General features: G+C 40.0%; 18 protein-coding genes and 1 tRNA gene. 2 read left to right on the plus strand and 17 right to left on the minus strand.

Translation table 11 applies throughout. The features are described 5' to 3' along the window. Positions 1-60 precede the first annotated feature (60 nt). From AC1EKL_RS06505 to AC1EKL_RS06550, 10 genes are all read right to left on the minus strand, one after another. Positions 61-1794 (minus strand): proline--tRNA ligase, encoded by a 1734-nt coding sequence (locus tag AC1EKL_RS06505; RefSeq protein WP_480189396.1) that lies wholly within the window; start codon positions 1792-1794, stop codon positions 61-63. Positions 1795-1809: 15 nt separating this feature from the next. Continuing rightward, positions 1810-3084 carry an RIP metalloprotease RseP gene (gene rseP, locus AC1EKL_RS06510; RefSeq protein WP_480189395.1) on the minus strand — a complete coding sequence of 425 codons (1275 nt, stop codon included), beginning with the start codon at positions 3082-3084 and terminating at the stop codon, positions 1810-1812. Positions 3085-3096: 12 nt separating this feature from the next. Then, a complete protein-coding gene (locus AC1EKL_RS06515; RefSeq protein WP_480189394.1) occupies positions 3097-3885 on the minus strand; it encodes a phosphatidate cytidylyltransferase in 789 nt (262 codons plus the stop codon). 18 nt (positions 3886-3903) lie between these two features. Continuing rightward, complete coding sequence (locus tag AC1EKL_RS06520) at positions 3904-4671, minus strand: isoprenyl transferase (protein WP_480189393.1); 768 nt, start codon at positions 4669-4671, stop codon at positions 3904-3906. A 131-nt stretch (positions 4672-4802) separates the two neighbouring features. Next, on the minus strand, positions 4803-5363 hold the full coding sequence (gene frr, locus AC1EKL_RS06525; RefSeq protein WP_480171967.1) for a ribosome recycling factor: 561 nt from the start codon (positions 5361-5363) through the stop codon (positions 4803-4805). Positions 5364-5368: 5 nt separating this feature from the next. Continuing rightward, the gene (gene pyrH / locus AC1EKL_RS06530) at positions 5369-6094 is read right to left on the minus strand and encodes a UMP kinase (RefSeq protein ID WP_006915821.1); all 726 of its coding nucleotides are present in this window, start codon (positions 6092-6094) and stop codon (positions 5369-5371) included. Between the two features lie 85 nt (positions 6095-6179). Then, positions 6180-7055: a translation elongation factor Ts gene (gene tsf, locus AC1EKL_RS06535; RefSeq protein ID WP_480189392.1), complete on the minus strand. Its 876-nt coding sequence runs from the start codon at positions 7053-7055 to the stop codon at positions 6180-6182. 104 nt (positions 7056-7159) lie between these two features. Beyond that, positions 7160-7942 (minus strand): 30S ribosomal protein S2, encoded by a 783-nt coding sequence (gene rpsB / locus AC1EKL_RS06540; protein ID WP_006915819.1) that lies wholly within the window; start codon positions 7940-7942, stop codon positions 7160-7162. A 153-nt stretch (positions 7943-8095) separates the two neighbouring features. Further along, on the minus strand, positions 8096-8377 hold the full coding sequence (locus tag AC1EKL_RS06545) for a GIY-YIG nuclease family protein (protein ID WP_480189391.1): 282 nt from the start codon (positions 8375-8377) through the stop codon (positions 8096-8098). Continuing rightward, the gene (locus AC1EKL_RS06550) at positions 8367-9119 is read right to left on the minus strand and encodes a tRNA1(Val) (adenine(37)-N6)-methyltransferase (RefSeq protein ID WP_480189390.1); all 753 of its coding nucleotides are present in this window, start codon (positions 9117-9119) and stop codon (positions 8367-8369) included. The genes AC1EKL_RS06545 and AC1EKL_RS06550 overlap by 11 nt, the downstream gene beginning before the upstream one ends. A 99-nt stretch (positions 9120-9218) precedes the next feature. Between AC1EKL_RS06550 and AC1EKL_RS06555 the strand changes: the two genes are divergently transcribed. Further along, on the plus strand, positions 9219-9854 hold the full coding sequence (locus AC1EKL_RS06555; RefSeq protein ID WP_480189389.1) for a lysophospholipid acyltransferase family protein: 636 nt from the start codon (positions 9219-9221) through the stop codon (positions 9852-9854). A gap of 35 nt (positions 9855-9889) precedes the next feature. On the opposite strand, the gene AC1EKL_RS06560 is transcribed toward AC1EKL_RS06555, so the two are convergent. Beyond that, positions 9890-10096 carry a YneF family protein gene (locus AC1EKL_RS06560; RefSeq protein WP_040455710.1) on the minus strand — a complete coding sequence of 69 codons (207 nt, stop codon included), beginning with the start codon at positions 10094-10096 and terminating at the stop codon, positions 9890-9892. Positions 10097-10198: 102 nt separating this feature from the next. Next, positions 10199-10450 (minus strand): DUF896 domain-containing protein, encoded by a 252-nt coding sequence (locus AC1EKL_RS06565; protein WP_006915814.1) that lies wholly within the window; start codon positions 10448-10450, stop codon positions 10199-10201. A 141-nt stretch (positions 10451-10591) separates the two neighbouring features. Between AC1EKL_RS06565 and lexA the strand changes: the two genes are divergently transcribed. Continuing rightward, positions 10592-11218: a transcriptional repressor LexA gene (lexA, locus tag AC1EKL_RS06570; protein WP_480189388.1), complete on the plus strand. Its 627-nt coding sequence runs from the start codon at positions 10592-10594 to the stop codon at positions 11216-11218. 60 nt (positions 11219-11278) lie between these two features. On the opposite strand, the gene AC1EKL_RS06575 is transcribed toward lexA, so the two are convergent. The 5 genes from AC1EKL_RS06575 to recJ all read right to left on the minus strand — a co-directional run bounded on the left by AC1EKL_RS06575 (position 11279) and on the right by recJ (position 16152). Further along, the gene (locus AC1EKL_RS06575) at positions 11279-12442 is read right to left on the minus strand and encodes a hydroxymethylglutaryl-CoA synthase (RefSeq protein ID WP_480189387.1); all 1164 of its coding nucleotides are present in this window, start codon (positions 12440-12442) and stop codon (positions 11279-11281) included. Positions 12443-12545: 103 nt separating this feature from the next. After that, positions 12546-12634: transfer RNA gene (locus AC1EKL_RS06580), tRNA-Ser, on the minus strand. A 66-nt stretch (positions 12635-12700) separates the two neighbouring features. Beyond that, a complete protein-coding gene (locus tag AC1EKL_RS06585) occupies positions 12701-13297 on the minus strand; it encodes a DUF308 domain-containing protein (protein ID WP_480189386.1) in 597 nt (198 codons plus the stop codon). Between the two features lie 13 nt (positions 13298-13310). After that, on the minus strand, positions 13311-13829 hold the full coding sequence (locus tag AC1EKL_RS06590) for an adenine phosphoribosyltransferase (RefSeq protein ID WP_006915809.1): 519 nt from the start codon (positions 13827-13829) through the stop codon (positions 13311-13313). Between the two features lie 13 nt (positions 13830-13842). Beyond that, complete coding sequence (gene recJ / locus AC1EKL_RS06595; protein WP_480189385.1) at positions 13843-16152, minus strand: single-stranded-DNA-specific exonuclease RecJ; 2310 nt, start codon at positions 16150-16152, stop codon at positions 13843-13845. Positions 16153-16189: the final 37 nt, after the last annotated feature.

Below are 16189 nucleotides of genomic sequence, written 5' to 3' on the forward strand. Positions count from 1 at the left end.
AAATGTGGTTAATTTTGATTATTCATCTTAACCACATTTAAAATCTACTTATTCGAATAATTACTCTTGGTGATCACCGTTTAATTGTTTTAACAGAATTTGAACCGTATTAGCGACTTCTGCGATCTTCACTTCAACCGTTTCGCCAGTCTTCCGGATCTTGATTTCAACAATTCCTTCACTCGCCTTTTTACCGACCGTAACCCGTAATGGAATTCCAATCAAGTCTGAGTCCGCAAATTTTACACCAGCTCGTTCTTTTCGATCATCTACTAAGACTTCGAGACCTGCCTTTTCAAGTTGTTCACTAATCTCATTAGCCATTTTCATTTGATCAGCTTTTTTAGCGTTGACTGGAATTACGTGAACATCAAACGGCGCAATACTGTCTGGCCATACCAAACCATACTCATCAGCATTTTGCTCAGCCACCGCTGAAAGCAAACGAGTAACTCCGATCCCATAACATCCCATAATCATATCAACAAGCCGACCATTTTGGTCTAAGACCTGTGCACCTAGTTTTTCTGAATAACCAGTTCCAAGTTTGAAAATATGACCAATCTCAATTCCGTTAGTAAATTTGATTGGGTTACCATCTGGAGCGATTTCCCCTTCTTGAACAGATCGGAAGTCGCCAAATTGATCAACTCGGAAATCACGGTCAATATTCGCATTAACATAGTGATACCCATCATCGTTGGCCCCGCACGCCATGTTAACTAAAACTTTAACGTAGTTGTCAGCTAAAATTTTCACTTCTTCACCAACACCAACTGGTCCTAATGAACCTGGATGAGCACCAAGGTACTTTTGTGCCTGTTGCTCAGTTGCCAACGTCAACTCTTCACAATCAACTGCGTTTGTAACTTTCGTTTCATTAACTTCATCGTTACCACGCATTAAAACCATAACTGGTTGATACTCGTCTTCACCCATTTTAGCCATATATAACATCGATTTGATGATTTGATTAGCATCCATTTCCAAGGCCGCTGCCGCTTCATCAACAGAGTGGGCACCTGGAGTTGGCTTTTTCGCTAATTTAGCTGGTTCAGCAGTTTGTTGTACACCAGTAAACTTACCTGTAGCTTTTTCAAGGTTAGCAGCATAGTCACCATCAGTATAAACAATCGTATCTTCACCAACTTTAGCCGGCGCAGAAAATTCTTGTGAGTTATCCCCACCAATCGTGCCTGAATCAGCAAGAATGATTTTATAGTCTAAACCAACACGATCAAAAATGTTTCGATAAGCTTGTGCCTGTTGATTATAGGCCTCATCTAGCCCCGCCTGATCAGCAGCAAATGAGTAACCATCCAGCATGGAAAACTCCTTACCCCGTAATACACCAAATCGTGGCCGGGGTTCATCACGGAACTTATCGGTAATTTGGTAAACGGTTAACGGTAGCTTTTTATATGACTTAATGCTATCTCGCAGAATTTCAGTCATCACTTCTTCATCAGTTGGGCCTAAAATATGTTCCCGATCATTACGGTCCTTAAATTTAAATAGGGTATCACCATAAGCTTCATACCGACCTGTTTGTTGCCATAAATCTGCTGGCAGCATTGAAGGAGTTTCCATTTCAAATGCATCGGCTCTTTCCATTTCTTCACGAATAATCGCCTTAACTTTACGAATTACTCGGTAAGCTAATGGGAGATATGACCAAACTCCCGACGAAACTTGGTAAATATACCCAGCCCGAATCATCATTTTATGGCTAAGCGCTTCAGCATCACTTGGTGCTTCTTTTTTAGTTGGAATTAAAATTTTTGATTGTTTCATCAATCTATCCTCCACTTATTTAATAAAATACCGTTGAATATCGTTCCACGTAACCAGAATCATTAATAGCATTAAAAAGCCGAAACCAATTAACGTCACGATTCCCTCCGCCTTTTCTGGAATTGGGCGACGAATAATCCCTTCAATAATATTTAATACTAACTTACCGCCGTCTAGGGCGGGGATTGGTAGCAGGTTAACGATTCCTAAGTTAATAGAAAGCATTGCTAAAAATGCTAACACGCCATTAACTCCTAATGAAGTGGCCTGCGAAGTCCCTGCGTAGATAGCAACTGGACCACCCAAGTCGTTTAAACTAAAGCCATGCGTAAACATGTGGCCTAAAACATTAAATATTAACGTACCAGACAAAATAAATTGGTGCCAGCCATATTGAACCCGAGATGAAAAGTCTTTCTTTTGTTGTTCCATGACACCAATTTGACCGACCATTTGCTTTCCACGCCGGACCTTTTTCGGGGTCAGCTTGGTTGTATAATCGTGACCTGCTCGCTCATAATTAATTGTTAACCGTTGACCTGGCTTGCTGGAAATTGCTGCTGTCATCGACTGCCAATTAGGAGTTGAGTGCCCGTTAACTTTGATAACTCGATCACCGGCCTTCAGACCTGCTTTAGCAGCAACTGAAGACGATTGAACTTTTCCAAGTTGATTACTATTGGTTGGAATGCCAGGTAAAGTAAAACCTAAAATGATAAAAACCACTAGCGCTAAAATAAAGTTGTTCATTGGACCAGCAAAATTAGTCATCATCCGATGTGGTAAGCTAGCTGAATTAATTTGTACATCTCGCGGAGCAATCCGCAATTCAGTCCCATCGCGTTCGATTACATTAGCATCATGATCGACACTGAACTTTTTGACAACACTTTCGTCACCATTAACGTAACCACTAATCCACAAGTCATCAACCAAATCTTTGTCAACAATCTGTAATGGTAGTCCCTGAAACAAAGTTGTCTTTTCACTAGCATTAATCGTTGTCACTTCATTTTGATCATTTAGTTGAATGGTAACTGGCGTCCCAGGACGCAGTATTTCATCATCATCTTCGTCAGCTCCCGCAAGACGAACATATCCACCGAGCGGTAATAACCGAACTGTATACGTAGTACCATTATGACGACTCCACCAAATCTTTGGGCCCATTCCAATCGAAAATTCGCGAACTAGAATACCAGCTCGTTTAGCAAAATAATAGTGACCAAATTCATGAACTAAAACAAGAATTCCAAAAACAATTATAAAAGTTATAATTGTGATTAACAAAGAATCACCTCATTAAACAATCCCTAGTAAGTATAGGGCTGGCATGACCATTAACATACTATCAAATCGATCCAAGATACCACCATGACCAGGTAAAATCTTACCTGAATCTTTGACACCATAGTAACGTTTAAGTGCTGATTCAATCAAATCACCAAATTGACCAAAGATGGACAACAAGAGGGTTGCTAAAACCATCATATAGTAATTGTCATAACCAACATGGAAGAACAACAGGTAAATCGCTAATATTACTGTGGCAAAAATCGTTCCTAATACCGAACCTTCAATCGTCTTGTTTGGGCTAACTTTAGGGGCCAATTTATGCTTACCAAATTGGCGGCCAAAAATATACGCCCCACTATCTGTCAACCACACAATTAACATTCCATATAGTAAAGTTACAAAATTGACTGCCCGAGCTTGGATAAAAGCATTAAATCCCATCCCAATATAGAGCATTCCAAGAATTAAGACTCCGGCATCATCAAAACTAAAACGTCCCTTATGAACAACAGTATGTAACAGAATTAAAATCACAATTAAGTAAAACGTGGTTAATCGATTAAAGTGGTCTGGTAACCACGCCAGCCACGATTGAGGAACCGTCACAATCGCAACTCCTAAATATGACATAATTGCTGCAAACGACGTTAAAAACATCTTTTTCATAATTAAAATTTCACTCATTGCAACGATTGCTAAGGCTATTGCCGCGATGGTTAAAGGTAAGTGACCAATTAAAATTAATGGAATAAAAATCGCCAGAGCAACGATTGCAGTTATTACTCTTGTCTTCAAAATTAACACCCGTCCTCTTTACTTATTTTTGAGACCACCGAAACGCCGATGTCGATGTTGAAAAATACTAATGGCCTTTTTCAAAGATTCACCGTCAAAATCTGGCCAATGTTCGTCCATAAATACAAACTCACTATATGCAACTTGCCAAAGCATGAAATTGCTTAAACGCTGTTCACCACTCGTACGAATTAATAATTCTGGATCTTCATAAGGAGTTAGTGGTGCAGTCATCAAATATTTACCCATAGTCTTTTCATTTATGTCCATTGAAGAAAGTTTGCCATTCTGAACATCCTTAATCATATCAGTAGTTGCACGAACAATCTCATCTCGGCCACCATAATTAAGGGCAAAGTTCAGAACCATTCCTGTACATTGCTCAGTATCATGAATTGCATTCCGAACAGCAATTTGGGTTTTCTCAGGTAACTTTGTAATATCACCCATTACAGTTACTCGAACATTATGTTTAACTAAATCAGGAACAAACTTTGTGAAAAATTTAATCGGCAAATTCATTAAAAAACTAACTTCACTTTGTGGACGTTTCCAATTTTCCGTGGAAAAGGCATAGAGTGACAATACTTTCACACCAAGCTTACTAGCTGCAATCGTAACCTTTTTAACAGTTTCCATTCCCTGCTGATGGCCTGCAACCCGTGGTAAGTGACGCGCTTGTGCCCATCGTCCATTACCATCCATAATTATTGCAATGTGGTGCGGAATTTTTGCTAAATCAATCTGGGATGAATTTGCATCCGTCTCTTTTTTTTGGGAAAACAACTTAATCCTCCAATGACATTATTTACAATCTTTCTTATTCTACCAGATCTACCACAATTTCTCTACAATCGTTACTTATAAAAAAAGGTGAAGCACCACAGTACTTCACCTGAGATTAATGGAAACTACTATTACTTGCCCATTAATTCGTCTTCTTTATCCTTCGCAATTGCTTCCAAATTCTTGATTCCAGCATCGGTTTCTTTTTGAACTTGGTCTTCTAGATTATGAAACTCGTCATCATTAAAATCGCCATCTTTATTCCCCTTCTTAAGGTCATCCATGGCCTCGCGACGAACGTTTCGAACAGCAACTTTAGCGTTTTCCAGTTCTGCTTTAACGTCCTTCACTAATTCTTTCCGCCGTTCTTCGGTGAGTTGCGGAATCATGATGCGGATTGCTTCACCATCATTTTGAGGAGTTAAACCTAAATCTGCTTCATAGATTGCTCGTTCAATATCCTTTAACGTACTCTTATCATATGGGGACACAAGTAATTGCCGTGCTTCAGGAACCGTAATGGAAGCCATTTGATTAAGTGGTGTTGGTGCACCATAATAATCAACCTTAACCGGATTTAAAATACTGGCATTTGCTCGTCCCGCACGAATATCAGCTAAGGTCCGCTTTAACGCTTCACCTGATTTAGCCATTTTTTCTTTTGCATTTGCTAAAATTTGCTTACCATCCATTTTAACTATTCTCCTTCGATTGTTGTCCCAATTTTTTCACCCCGTACAACCTTCATAATGTTGCCCGGTGTATTCAAGTTAAAGACTACCAATGGAATATCATTGTCCATTGACATAGAACTAGCTGTCGAATCCATAACGTGGAGATGTTTATCAAGAATATCCATGTGAGTTAGATGATCAAATTTAACTGCTGATGAATCTTTATTTGGATCTGCTGAGTAGACACCATCCACTCCGTTCTTAGCCATTAAAATAGCATCCGCATTCATTTCAGCCGCCCGTAATGCTGCGGTTGTATCTGTTGAGAAGTACGGACTTCCTGTACCACCGGCAAAAATCACTACCCGGCCCTTTTCCAGATGCCGAATTGCTTTCCGTCGAATATATGGTTCAGCAATTTGCCGCATTTCGATGGACGTTTGAACCCGGGTTTGCACACCTAATCCTTCTAAAGCATCTTGAAGAGACAAGGCGTTCATAATGGTTGCCAACATTCCAATGTAGTCAGCTTGAGCACGTTCCATCCCCAGTTTTTCACCTGTAACTCCACGCCACATGTTACCGCCACCTACGACGATACAAACTTGGACTCCTAAATCATGAACCTCTTTTAGTTCTTTTGCTACTGTTTTTAGTTCTGGTGGATTAATTCCAAAACCCTGATCTCCAGCCAAAGCTTCGCCACTTAATTTCAAAACAACCCGGTTGTACTTAACACCATTTGCCATTCGTTGAACCTCCTCAGGTTAAGTTGTTTACAAACTATTAAAAAGACGTACTAACTACCATAGTACGTCCCAAACTAAAAGCAAATTAACGGTTCAGTTCTTGTTGAACTTCATCAGCAATGTTACTTTGCTTCTTTTCGATTCCTTCACCAACTTCGTAGCGAATGAATGACTTCAACTTACCACCCTTAGAAGCAACGTATTCAGCAACTGTCTTGTCACTGTCCTTAACAAAGGCTTGGTCTGCTAAACAGATTTCTGATAAGAACTTGTTAAGACGACCTTCAACAATCTTATCAACAATCTTAGCTGGCTTGCCTTCGTTTAATGTTTCTTCCTTAAAAATCTTCCGTTCATGATCCAGACGTTCAGCAGAAACGTCATCACGCGTCATAAATTCTGGGTTAACTGCTGCAACATGCATAGCAACATCCTTAGCAGTAGCTTCATCAGCACCTTCCAAGACAACTAAGGCAGCAATCCGGCCACCTTGGTGAAGATAAGCACCAAAGTTATCGCCATCAGCCTTATCAACAACAGCAAACCGCCGTAGACTAACTTTTTCCCCAGTTTGCCGAGTGGTTTCAGTTAAGTTTTCACCAAGCGTACCGTTATCAGTCTTGATTTCTAAGGCAGCATCGACATCAGCCGGCTTGTTTTCAACAATCTTCTTAGCAACATCATTCAAAGCAGCTTTGAATGGATCAGAAGCAGCTACGAAGTCAGTTTCTGAGTTTAATTCCACAATTGCAGCTGTATTCCCATCAACCACAATGTCAGTTAAACCTTCAGCGGCAATTCGATCGCTCTTCTTAGCCGCTTTAGCAATTCCCTTTTCACGAAGGTAATCCATTGCCTTGTCCATGTCACCATCAGTTTCAACTAATGCCTTCTTAGCATCCATGATGCCGGCACCGGACTTCTTCCGTAATTCCATAACTTGTGAAGCTTTGATAGCCATAATTTGATCTCTCCTTAGTTTAAATGTTTTTAAATAAAAAAGCTGTTTCGCACTCAGGCCACCACGGTCCAACTGCAAAACAGCCTAAGTATTAACTATTTTAATTATTTGCTTTCAACGTTTTTCTTTAAATCTTGTAAAGAATCTTCAGAAACTTCAGCGTTGTCAGCAACATCATCGTCTGATGCTTGTTGTTGGTCATCTTGACCTTGCTTACCTTCAATAACAGCGTCAGCCATCTTAGAAGTGATTAAGCGAACGGCACGAATAGCATCATCATTTGATGGAATGATAACGTCAATGTCATCAGGATCCGTGTTGGTATCAACCATTGCAACGATTGGAATGTGAAGCTTGTGTGCTTCACGAACTGCAATTTGTTCCTTGTGAGGATCAACAATGTAAATTACATCTGGGATCCGTGGCATATCTTCAATTCCACCTAAGAAACGTTCGAGCTTTTCACGTTGCTTAGTTAAAACGGAAACTTCCTTCTTTGGAAGAACATCAAAAGTTCCATCTTCTGACATCTTCTTTAGTTCCTTCAAACGGTTAATCCGTGATTGAATGGTCTTCCAGTTAGTCAAAGTACCACCTAACCAACGATGGTTAACGTAGTATTGACCTGCACGAGTAGCTTCTTCTTCAATTGAATCTTGAGCTTGCTTCTTCGTACCAACAAAAAGAACTACACCACCGTCAGCAGCAACGTTCTTAACGTAATCGTAGGCGGAATCGATCATCTTGACCGTCTTTTGTAGGTCAATAATGTAGATACCGTTCCGTTCAGTAAAGATGTATGGTTCCATCTTTGGGTTCCAACGACGAGTTTGGTGACCAAAGTGGACACCGGCTTCAAGTAATTGTTTCATACTTACAACAGACATGAAATAATACCTCCAAAATAGTTTTTTCCTCCCCACCGGTCCTCTGGTCCGAACACCTAGCGGCACCATTCGAACCATTGCGGTGAGTGTGAATTGTGCAAATAGCACCAACAAGTATTGTACATAAAAACTACTGTGATCGCAAGCAGAAAATTATAATTTCTGAATGTTGACCCCATGCTGTTTTAAATATGCTAACTTACGTTTACGAGTTTGATGCTTAAAGTGATATTCGGCACTTAATGCACTGCTCTTATCCTTAAACCGTTCTTGATAAATTAATTTTAGCGGATGGCGACTTTTAACCCGCGTATATTTTGCACCACGATATGTCTGGTGAGTCCTAAATCTCCGTTCAACATTATCTGTAAATCCACAATACAGTGTTTGATCGGCACACAATAATACGTAAATATAGTATGGTTTAGTTTGCATGGAGCATAGCCTCAACTTGTGGCGTATAGTTACCTTCTTGATCACCTACTACTAAGGGCGGTTCAATAATTGTGCCCCCTGGACGACCGTCCTTAATGGTTTCTATTAGGACCATATTCGCGTCTTTACCTGGTTTGGGGTAAACAAAGCGAATCCGCTTAACCATTAGTCGATGTTCATTTAAAACTTGTAAAATTTCTGTTAGCCGGTCTGGTCGATGTACTAAGTAGCCCTTACCATTCATTTTTAATAACCCGGACATTTTTTCAGCAACTGTTGGTAAATCAATAGTTAGTTCATGACGAGCAATCGCCAAGTAACGATTAGGGTTCTTTTTACTCGTCGGCAGAGATTTAAAATATGGCGGATTACAAGTTACGATATCATATGCATCTTTGCGAACATAATCAAAAATATTTTTGACATCCGCATTGATGACTTGATAGCGATCCATCAAATCATTTAGAAAAATACTTCGCTTAGCCATATCGGCCAAGCGCGGTTGCAATTCTACTTCAGTAAATTGTCCCCCTAATTTACGGTTTAAAAACAAACCAATGGCCCCATTACCTGCACATATATCAATCGTTTGGAGCCGCTGGCGGTGATTGGACCGTACAAAATCAGCTAATAGCACTGCATCTAGTGAAAAAGCAAAAACTTCACTGCTCTGAATAATTTTAATCCCTTGACTGCTAAGTTGATCGATACGTTCATGCGGTTTTAAAATTGATTTATCCATGCTTACTCCTTTAATCAAACTGAAGATTCAACTTGCATGTTCAGTTTTTCTTGCTCATAATAACCATATTATACAAAAATAATTTGAGGTAAATAAAACATGTATGACTTCCTTGTTCATTTAGTAAAGCCGTTTTTGAGTGTAATTAACGGACGGCCAATCATTAAAAACAAAGAGAACTTACCAGCTGCTAACTATATTATTGTTGCTCCGCATCGAACATGGATGGATCCGGTCCTCCTCGCCTTAGCTATTTATCCTAAAAAATTCAGTTTTATGGCTAAAGAGGAGCTCTTCGAAAATAAATTTGCAAACTGGTTTTTAAGAAAATTAAACGCTTATCCTGTCAATCGAGTTCACCCCGGTCCGTCAGCAATTAAGGTCCCTGTAAAAGAACTTCGTCAATCCGAACTTTCGACCATTATCTTTCCATCTGGATCACGGTATTCTTCAGAACTAAAGGGTGGAGCTTTAATGATTGCAAAATTAGCAAACGTCCCTTTGGTACCCGCTGTTTACCAAGGGCCATTATCATTTAGTGCCCTTTTTTTAAGAAAGAAACGGAAGATTGCGTTTGGGACCCCCATTTATATTGACCGTAAACAGCGCTTAACCGATGAGGTTCAAAAAAAATATGAAAAGCAAATGCAAGCTGCTTTTGATAAATTAGACCAGCAGTTAGACCCTAGTTTTCACTATGATATGCCGGAAAAGCCAGCTGATGACCATTTTTAATGTAAATAAAAGAAGTCGACTTTTGTCGACTTCTTTTATTTACGATTTGCTTTCTTAGCTTGATTCTTCATCGTCTGCATCATCATATGCAGTTTCCGATCCGATGGTTTTTGTCCCATTTGAAGCATCATGGTCCGCATCATATCTTCAGAAATTGGTGGATTATTCCGTAAGTAGTTTTCCATATACTTTCGGGCACCGAAGAAACCAATTACTAACCCAACTAACAAGGCTAGAATCATTAATAAGATAACACCAAGAGTACTCAACTTTTTGCCCTCCTTTTTGATTCAATACTAATAATATTACAAAACTATTTAGTCATTGTAAATTTTTTATTGAAATTAATCGTCACGTAACCCTTTTTTACGTTGAATTTCCTTAACCTTTTCTGGAGTAACTTCCTTGCCGCTCTTATCAAAAATTTGCGTCATTTCAATTTTACTGCGGAAAGCTTCGCGGAAATTTTTTAAATATTCGTCACGAAGTTTTTTTCGTTCAGCTTTTTCTTCTTCGGTCAGCCCTTCCGCCTTATTTTTATGGGCCAATTCGTTAATTCTTTTCAATAATTTATCTTGTTCATTTTCTTCAGCCATAATTATCCTCCTTCTAATCGCAACCTTAAGTCTAAACAAGTCTGACGCTGATTGCAACATCTTAGAAAGATAGCGAACGTACGTTTACAGAGAACCGTTGCTATGCTAAAATAAATTGTAACTAATAAATGAGGTGGAATTATGCCAAGAAATGCATTAGACAAACAAACAGCTGTTTTAAACTACATCCATAAGCAAGTGGCTGCACAAGGATATCCACCAACAGTCCGCGAAATTTGTGCGGCAGTTGGTCTTTCGTCAACATCGACAGTCCATGGTCATATTAACCGTTTAATAAAAAAGGGGTATTTAAAGAAAGACCCTGCTAAACCACGGGCACTAGAAATTACTCCAGAAGGTTTATCATTTCTTGGCATTGAAACTAAACAAAACCAAATCCCGCTTCTCGGAATCGTGGCCGCTGGTGAACCAATTCTTGCAGAACAAGACGCAACCGACTTCTTCCCGATTCCGCCAACCATCAATGATCATGATGACTTATTCATGCTTCAAATTCAAGGAACAAGTATGATTAACATGGGTATTTTGGATGGTGATAAGGTTATTGTTCGTCGCCAAAATACGGCAAATAACGGTGATGTAGTTATTGCAATGACTAGTGATAATGAGGCAACCTGTAAACGATTCTTTAAAGAAGAAAGCTACTATCGCTTACAACCAGAAAATGATACGATGGATCCAATCATCTTGGACCACGTTACCATTTTAGGAAAAGTGGTTGGCCTTTTCCGTGATAACATCTTTTAAACAAAGAATGGGTTTCAAAGTTTGGTAAGACCAAGCTTTGAAACCCTTTTTTAATTTTATTTAACTATCCTGAATTTGATAGATTCGTTGAGCATTCCTTTGGCCGGCTAAAACATACTCACTAGGATCACTGCTAATATTAAATTCAACATCGGCGCTCGACATTCCTAACTGTTGATTAAATAAATGCTCGTACTGATCAATTGTAAGCTGTTGTCGATTTTGCAATTCTTCCTTAAGATGCTTATCAATATGTTCTTGATAACCAGATTGCAAAATGCCAGAGTAAAATTCACCTTCTGCACCTGATCCATAGCTAAATAATCCAATCCGCTCTCCAGGCTGAACATCTCCATTTTGCAACAAGGACATTAAGCCCAAATATAATGAGCCCGTATACAGATTACCCACCTGTCGAGAAAATTGCTGTTCGGCAGTTAAATTCTTCCGGAGTCGCTGTGCAACTAAACTTTGATCATTGTTAAGCAGACCTTCTAGTCCCTTTTTTCCCATCTTTGTGTATGGTAAATGAAAGGCTATTGCAGAAAAGTCTGCTAAAGTTCGTCCAGTAATCTGGATGTAACGCTGATATGTCTTTAAAAAGAAGTTGACATAAACTTGGTTAGAATACTTGCCATCTACGTGGGCTTCGGCAGCAAACAATGGACGCCAAAAGTCCATAATATCCTGAGTATATGAAGCACTCACAGGCTCAATTGTTAGAACATGGGGATTCTTGGTTACGAGCATGGCAACGGCACCCGCTCCCTGAGTTACCTCACCAGGTGTTTTTAAGCCATATCGAGCGATATCTGAAGCAATTACTAAAACAGTCTCTTCCGGGTTAAGTGCCACTAATCCTCGTGCAAACTGCAACGCCGCAGTAGCAGAATAACAAGCTTCCTTAGTTTCAACAACCCGAATATAATCATTTAACTTTAACAATCGTTTAATATAAATCCCACTTGCTTTTGAATTATCAATTCCCGATTCAGTAGCAGTAATTAAGGTTGTCACTCGTCGTAACGCACTTTTCGGCAACTTTTTTGCTGCTGCTGCACCAAGCGTGACCATATCCTGAGTGGGTGGAACAACAGCTTGCCGGTCTTGTCCAATACCAATTTTAAATTTATTTGGATCCACTCCTCGGGCAGCTGCCAGATCTGATAATTCAATGTAATAAGGCGTTGTTGCAAACGCCATTTCATCAATCCCGATTTTCATGACTTCTCCCTACCTCGCTTAATAATTAATAAAAGCACCCGTGAATGATCCGTTCTTCATCCACGGGTGTCTTTTCAAACACTCAAATCTTGCTTGAGTTTTAAGGAGAGTACAGGATTTGAACCTGCGCGCCCATTCAACATGGGTTCGCCGGATTTCGAGTCCGGTGCATTACCACTCTGCCAACTCTCCATAACGTTTCACATTATATCAAGTTCGCTAGCAATGAGCAAGCACTTTATGAGCACGTCTCCTGAATCATTTAACTGCAGTATAGGTTTGTTGACCATCTTTAGCAGTGAAAACAGCTGCATTACTATCATCTGGATTCATCAAGCTAACAGAGTAACCACTCCCGAGAACCTTTTTCAACTGTTTAGATGTACTTACCAATGACTTAGTTAAATTTGGCCATCCTGCTTGATCAGCTTGGCTAGGGTTCTGAATCACATAGGTAATAGCCTTACTTTCATCACCATCTTTTGGCTGAATCTTAAACGTTTTTGAATCACTATCAAAAGATACACTTCCCATTTTAGTGTAAGCCTTTTGCATTTGTCTTAGAACAGCCATTTCCTTGTTTTCTTGAGTTTGGCCGTTCTGGGACTGTAATCCATTATTAGAAAAAGAAGAAAAACTACTGCGATCAGCATTTTTAGTTTGCTGACTTGTCTGCTGACTTTGTGAATGGTGATGCCAATAAGGTAAATTGATTGCTCCATAAACGGTGGCAGCCAGACTCACTAAAACAATAAAGGTTGCCCATTTCCATTCACGATACTGCTGCCAAGAGTTGACTAAGTAGAACAACCCTAAGATCAACATTAAACCACCAAAAACTACTAATAAAATCATTTTCTACACCCGATTAATATTCCATTAATGCTTTGCAATCATAGTCAGCAATTTTTTGCCGTCCGTTTAAATCTTTTAATTCAATAATAAATGCAGTGCCAACCACGACACCACCCATTCTTTCGACCATATCAATGGTGGCAGAAATCGTTCCACCAGTTGCTAGTAAGTCGTCGACAACTAACACCCGCTGCCCAGGCTTAATTGAATCATTTTCCATTTGCAAGGTTGCTTCCCCATACTCTAAATCATAAGATGACGAAATTGCTGGCCGCGGCAACTTTCCCTTCTTTCGTGCTGGAGCAAAACCAACCCCTAGTTCATAGGCAACTGGGCAACCCACGATAAAGCCCCGCGCTTCAGGGCCAACAACCATGTCAACATGCTTGTTTTTAGCATAATCAACAATCTCATCCGTTGCCTGCTTAAAGGCCTTGCCATCTGCCATCAGTGGTAAAATATCCCGAAAAATAATGCCTTTCTCCGGATAATCTGGGACACTAACTACGTACTTATGTAAGTCTAACGACATAAAAGTCTCTCCTTTAATTAAGATGCAGCTCTTTTTGCACCCATCCTGTTAACTCTTTAGTTGAACTTTTTAATAAAATTTTTTGCACTTGCCAACGGGCTGCATATTCCTGATAAACCCGTGTCTTCTCTAAATTACCCTTTTGTGGATTTGCTGAGATTTTTAACAAGCCATTTTTAATTGTAACAAATCTGAGTTCCAAAAACACTTTAATCATCAAAATTAATTGATCTCCAGTAATCCGCAAATGCTGGCATAGTGCCTCTGCTTGCTGATTAAGATCGATTTGTCGGTGTTGGCGAATTATTTGATATAAATTCACGAATATTGGACGATGTGGAATGGCTACGGCCGCGGATTGACTAGCATTAAAAAGATAAAGTTTAACTTCCCTTACTGCTTGACTATTTTGGAGCACTCGATCCATCTGTGCTATCGCTTGAGGAACATCAACGAAAACTAATTTATCATAATTTCCAAGCTCCGGATGTTTCACATCAATAATCCGTCCATTAACATGCCCAGCAATATTTTCCCGGATTACTGGATTAAAAACAACATAGGCAGCATTTTCCGTAAACATGGTTGGTTGGAGTTGCTTAACTCGTGCATCAATTACCACTGATCCCTCAATTTCTTGATCTTCCAAAAGTAATTGAGGTGTCGTTCGGCCTTGCCAATGATTAACCGCAACCTTGCCAACTAATTTCAGCTGTACATCGGGACTAAAGAAATCCGCACTAGAACCTTTGCCAAATGCTAAGACATCCAACGACTGCCGAGCACCTTTTAAAGTAAATTTGAGGTGTTCGTTATTTTTTCCCATTTGACGTTTGCTAGTGATAATTGGATCAGTAATTTCAAAAATGGGTTCTTCATTATCTGGACCAAAGGGTGCCAATTGTTGAATTTGCTGATATAACTTCTCGGTAATTTCGTCAGGCTGCAAAGTTCCCGCAATCATTAAGCGCGGTTTTTGATTAGCATCCAAATGTTGTTCTTGAGCTGCTTGTTCGAGCACTTTAGCAATTGCTGGAACTTGGGTAATCATAAACGACATTCCACAAGCCATTACATGTCCACCAAAAGCAGTAAGTAATTTACGATGGGGATCAAGCGCTGCAAACAGATCATATCCATCGACACTTCGACCAGATCCTTTCGCCACCAGTTCACCATGATTAACACTAGCCACGATTGTCGGCTTACCTGTTTTTTCAACTAATCGACTAGCAACGATCCCCAAAACGCCCTGATGCCAATCGTGACCAACAATTAGTAACGTCCGTCGCCTAAGATTGTCAGGAGCTTGTGCTTTTTGTAGCGCCTCCTGGGTAATCTGTTCAACCAACTCCTGACGTTGACGATTACATTGATCAACATCCTTGGCTAGTTGTTCAGCTGTATCCTCATCAACCGTCGTTAACAACTTGACACCATCATTACCATTAGCAATCCGACCTAAAGCATTGAGCCGTGGGGCTAATTTAAAACTAACATCCTGACTGGTCAAGGATTGTTCTTGAATACCCGCAATCTTTAGTAATGCTTTAATCCCTGGTCGAAGTCCCGCTTGTAATTGTTGAATGCCAAACTTAACTAAAACGTGATTTTCTTTGGCCATTGAAACGAGATCAGCAATCTCTCCAATGGCCACTAAATCTAGTAATTCCGTTGGAAATTCGCCCAAGAGGGCCCAAGCCACTTTAAAGGCTACCCCCACTCCAGATAAATCACCATATTGATACTGATCTCCGGGGTACTGGGGATGAACAATCGCCACGGCATCGGGAAGTTCTACCGGTAAACTGTGGTGATCAGTAATAACTACATCCACCCCTTGATCATGGGCAAATGCAACTTCTTTTTTACCGGTCACCCCATTATCAACAGTTACCAACAGTTGAGTGCCATCCGTAATTAATCGTTGATAAGCATCCAGATTCGGTCCGTAACCATCCTTGAAGCGATCCGGAATATAATAATTAACCTTGGCTCCTAACGACTCTAGTGTTTCAAACATCACCGCAGTCGCTGTCATGCCATCAGCGTCATAATCACCATAAACCGTGATTTGCTCACCTTGTTTAATCGCCTGAGTGATTCTTGCGACCGCTTTATCCATATCATGAAATTTCTCCGGCGGCTGAATTTGTTGAAGTTGTGGTTTTAAAAAAAGTTGTACTTCATGGACTGATTGAAAGCCTCGGGCAACCAGTAAATTCGCTAATGCTGCACTAATTTGGCACTGTTCTTTAATGTTATTAACGAGATCCGCATCTTGATTGGCAACCCTTTGCCACTCATATTTAGTTTCTAGCATTGTAATTCTCCTAAAAGTAATGAAGGAGCGTGGCCGA

The sequence above is a fragment of the Limosilactobacillus sp. C0001E2 genome (assembly GCF_056590915.1).

Excerpts from the sequence above, each read along its gene's own strand:
- AC1EKL_RS06550 (WP_480189390.1), bottom strand. The coding sequence starts at position 9,119 with ATGGATAAATCAATTTTAAAACCGCATGAACGTATCGATCAACTTAGC.
- pyrH (WP_006915821.1), bottom strand. The coding sequence starts at position 6,094 with ATGGCAAATGGTGTTAAGTACAACCGGGTTGTTTTGAAATTAAGTGGC.
- AC1EKL_RS06555 (WP_480189389.1), top strand. The coding sequence starts at position 9,219 with ATGTATGACTTCCTTGTTCATTTAGTAAAGCCGTTTTTGAGTGTAATT.
- AC1EKL_RS06575 (WP_480189387.1), bottom strand. The coding sequence starts at position 12,442 with ATGAAAATCGGGATTGATGAAATGGCGTTTGCAACAACGCCTTATTAC.
- AC1EKL_RS06505 (WP_480189396.1), bottom strand. The coding sequence starts at position 1,794 with ATGAAACAATCAAAAATTTTAATTCCAACTAAAAAAGAAGCACCAAGT.
- AC1EKL_RS06545 (WP_480189391.1), bottom strand. The coding sequence starts at position 8,377 with ATGCAAACTAAACCATACTATATTTACGTATTATTGTGTGCCGATCAA.
- tsf (WP_480189392.1), bottom strand. The coding sequence starts at position 7,055 with ATGGCTATCAAAGCTTCACAAGTTATGGAATTACGGAAGAAGTCCGGT.
- frr (WP_480171967.1), bottom strand. The coding sequence starts at position 5,363 with ATGGATGGTAAGCAAATTTTAGCAAATGCAAAAGAAAAAATGGCTAAA.
- AC1EKL_RS06590 (WP_006915809.1), bottom strand. The coding sequence starts at position 13,829 with ATGTCGTTAGACTTACATAAGTACGTAGTTAGTGTCCCAGATTATCCG.
- lexA (WP_480189388.1), top strand. The coding sequence starts at position 10,592 with ATGCCAAGAAATGCATTAGACAAACAAACAGCTGTTTTAAACTACATC.
- AC1EKL_RS06585 (WP_480189386.1), bottom strand. The coding sequence starts at position 13,297 with ATGATTTTATTAGTAGTTTTTGGTGGTTTAATGTTGATCTTAGGGTTG.
- recJ (WP_480189385.1), bottom strand. The coding sequence starts at position 16,152 with ATGCTAGAAACTAAATATGAGTGGCAAAGGGTTGCCAATCAAGATGCG.
- rpsB (WP_006915819.1), bottom strand. The coding sequence starts at position 7,942 with ATGTCTGTTGTAAGTATGAAACAATTACTTGAAGCCGGTGTCCACTTT.
- AC1EKL_RS06560 (WP_040455710.1), bottom strand. The coding sequence starts at position 10,096 with ATGATTCTAGCCTTGTTAGTTGGGTTAGTAATTGGTTTCTTCGGTGCC.
- AC1EKL_RS06565 (WP_006915814.1), bottom strand. The coding sequence starts at position 10,450 with ATGGCTGAAGAAAATGAACAAGATAAATTATTGAAAAGAATTAACGAA.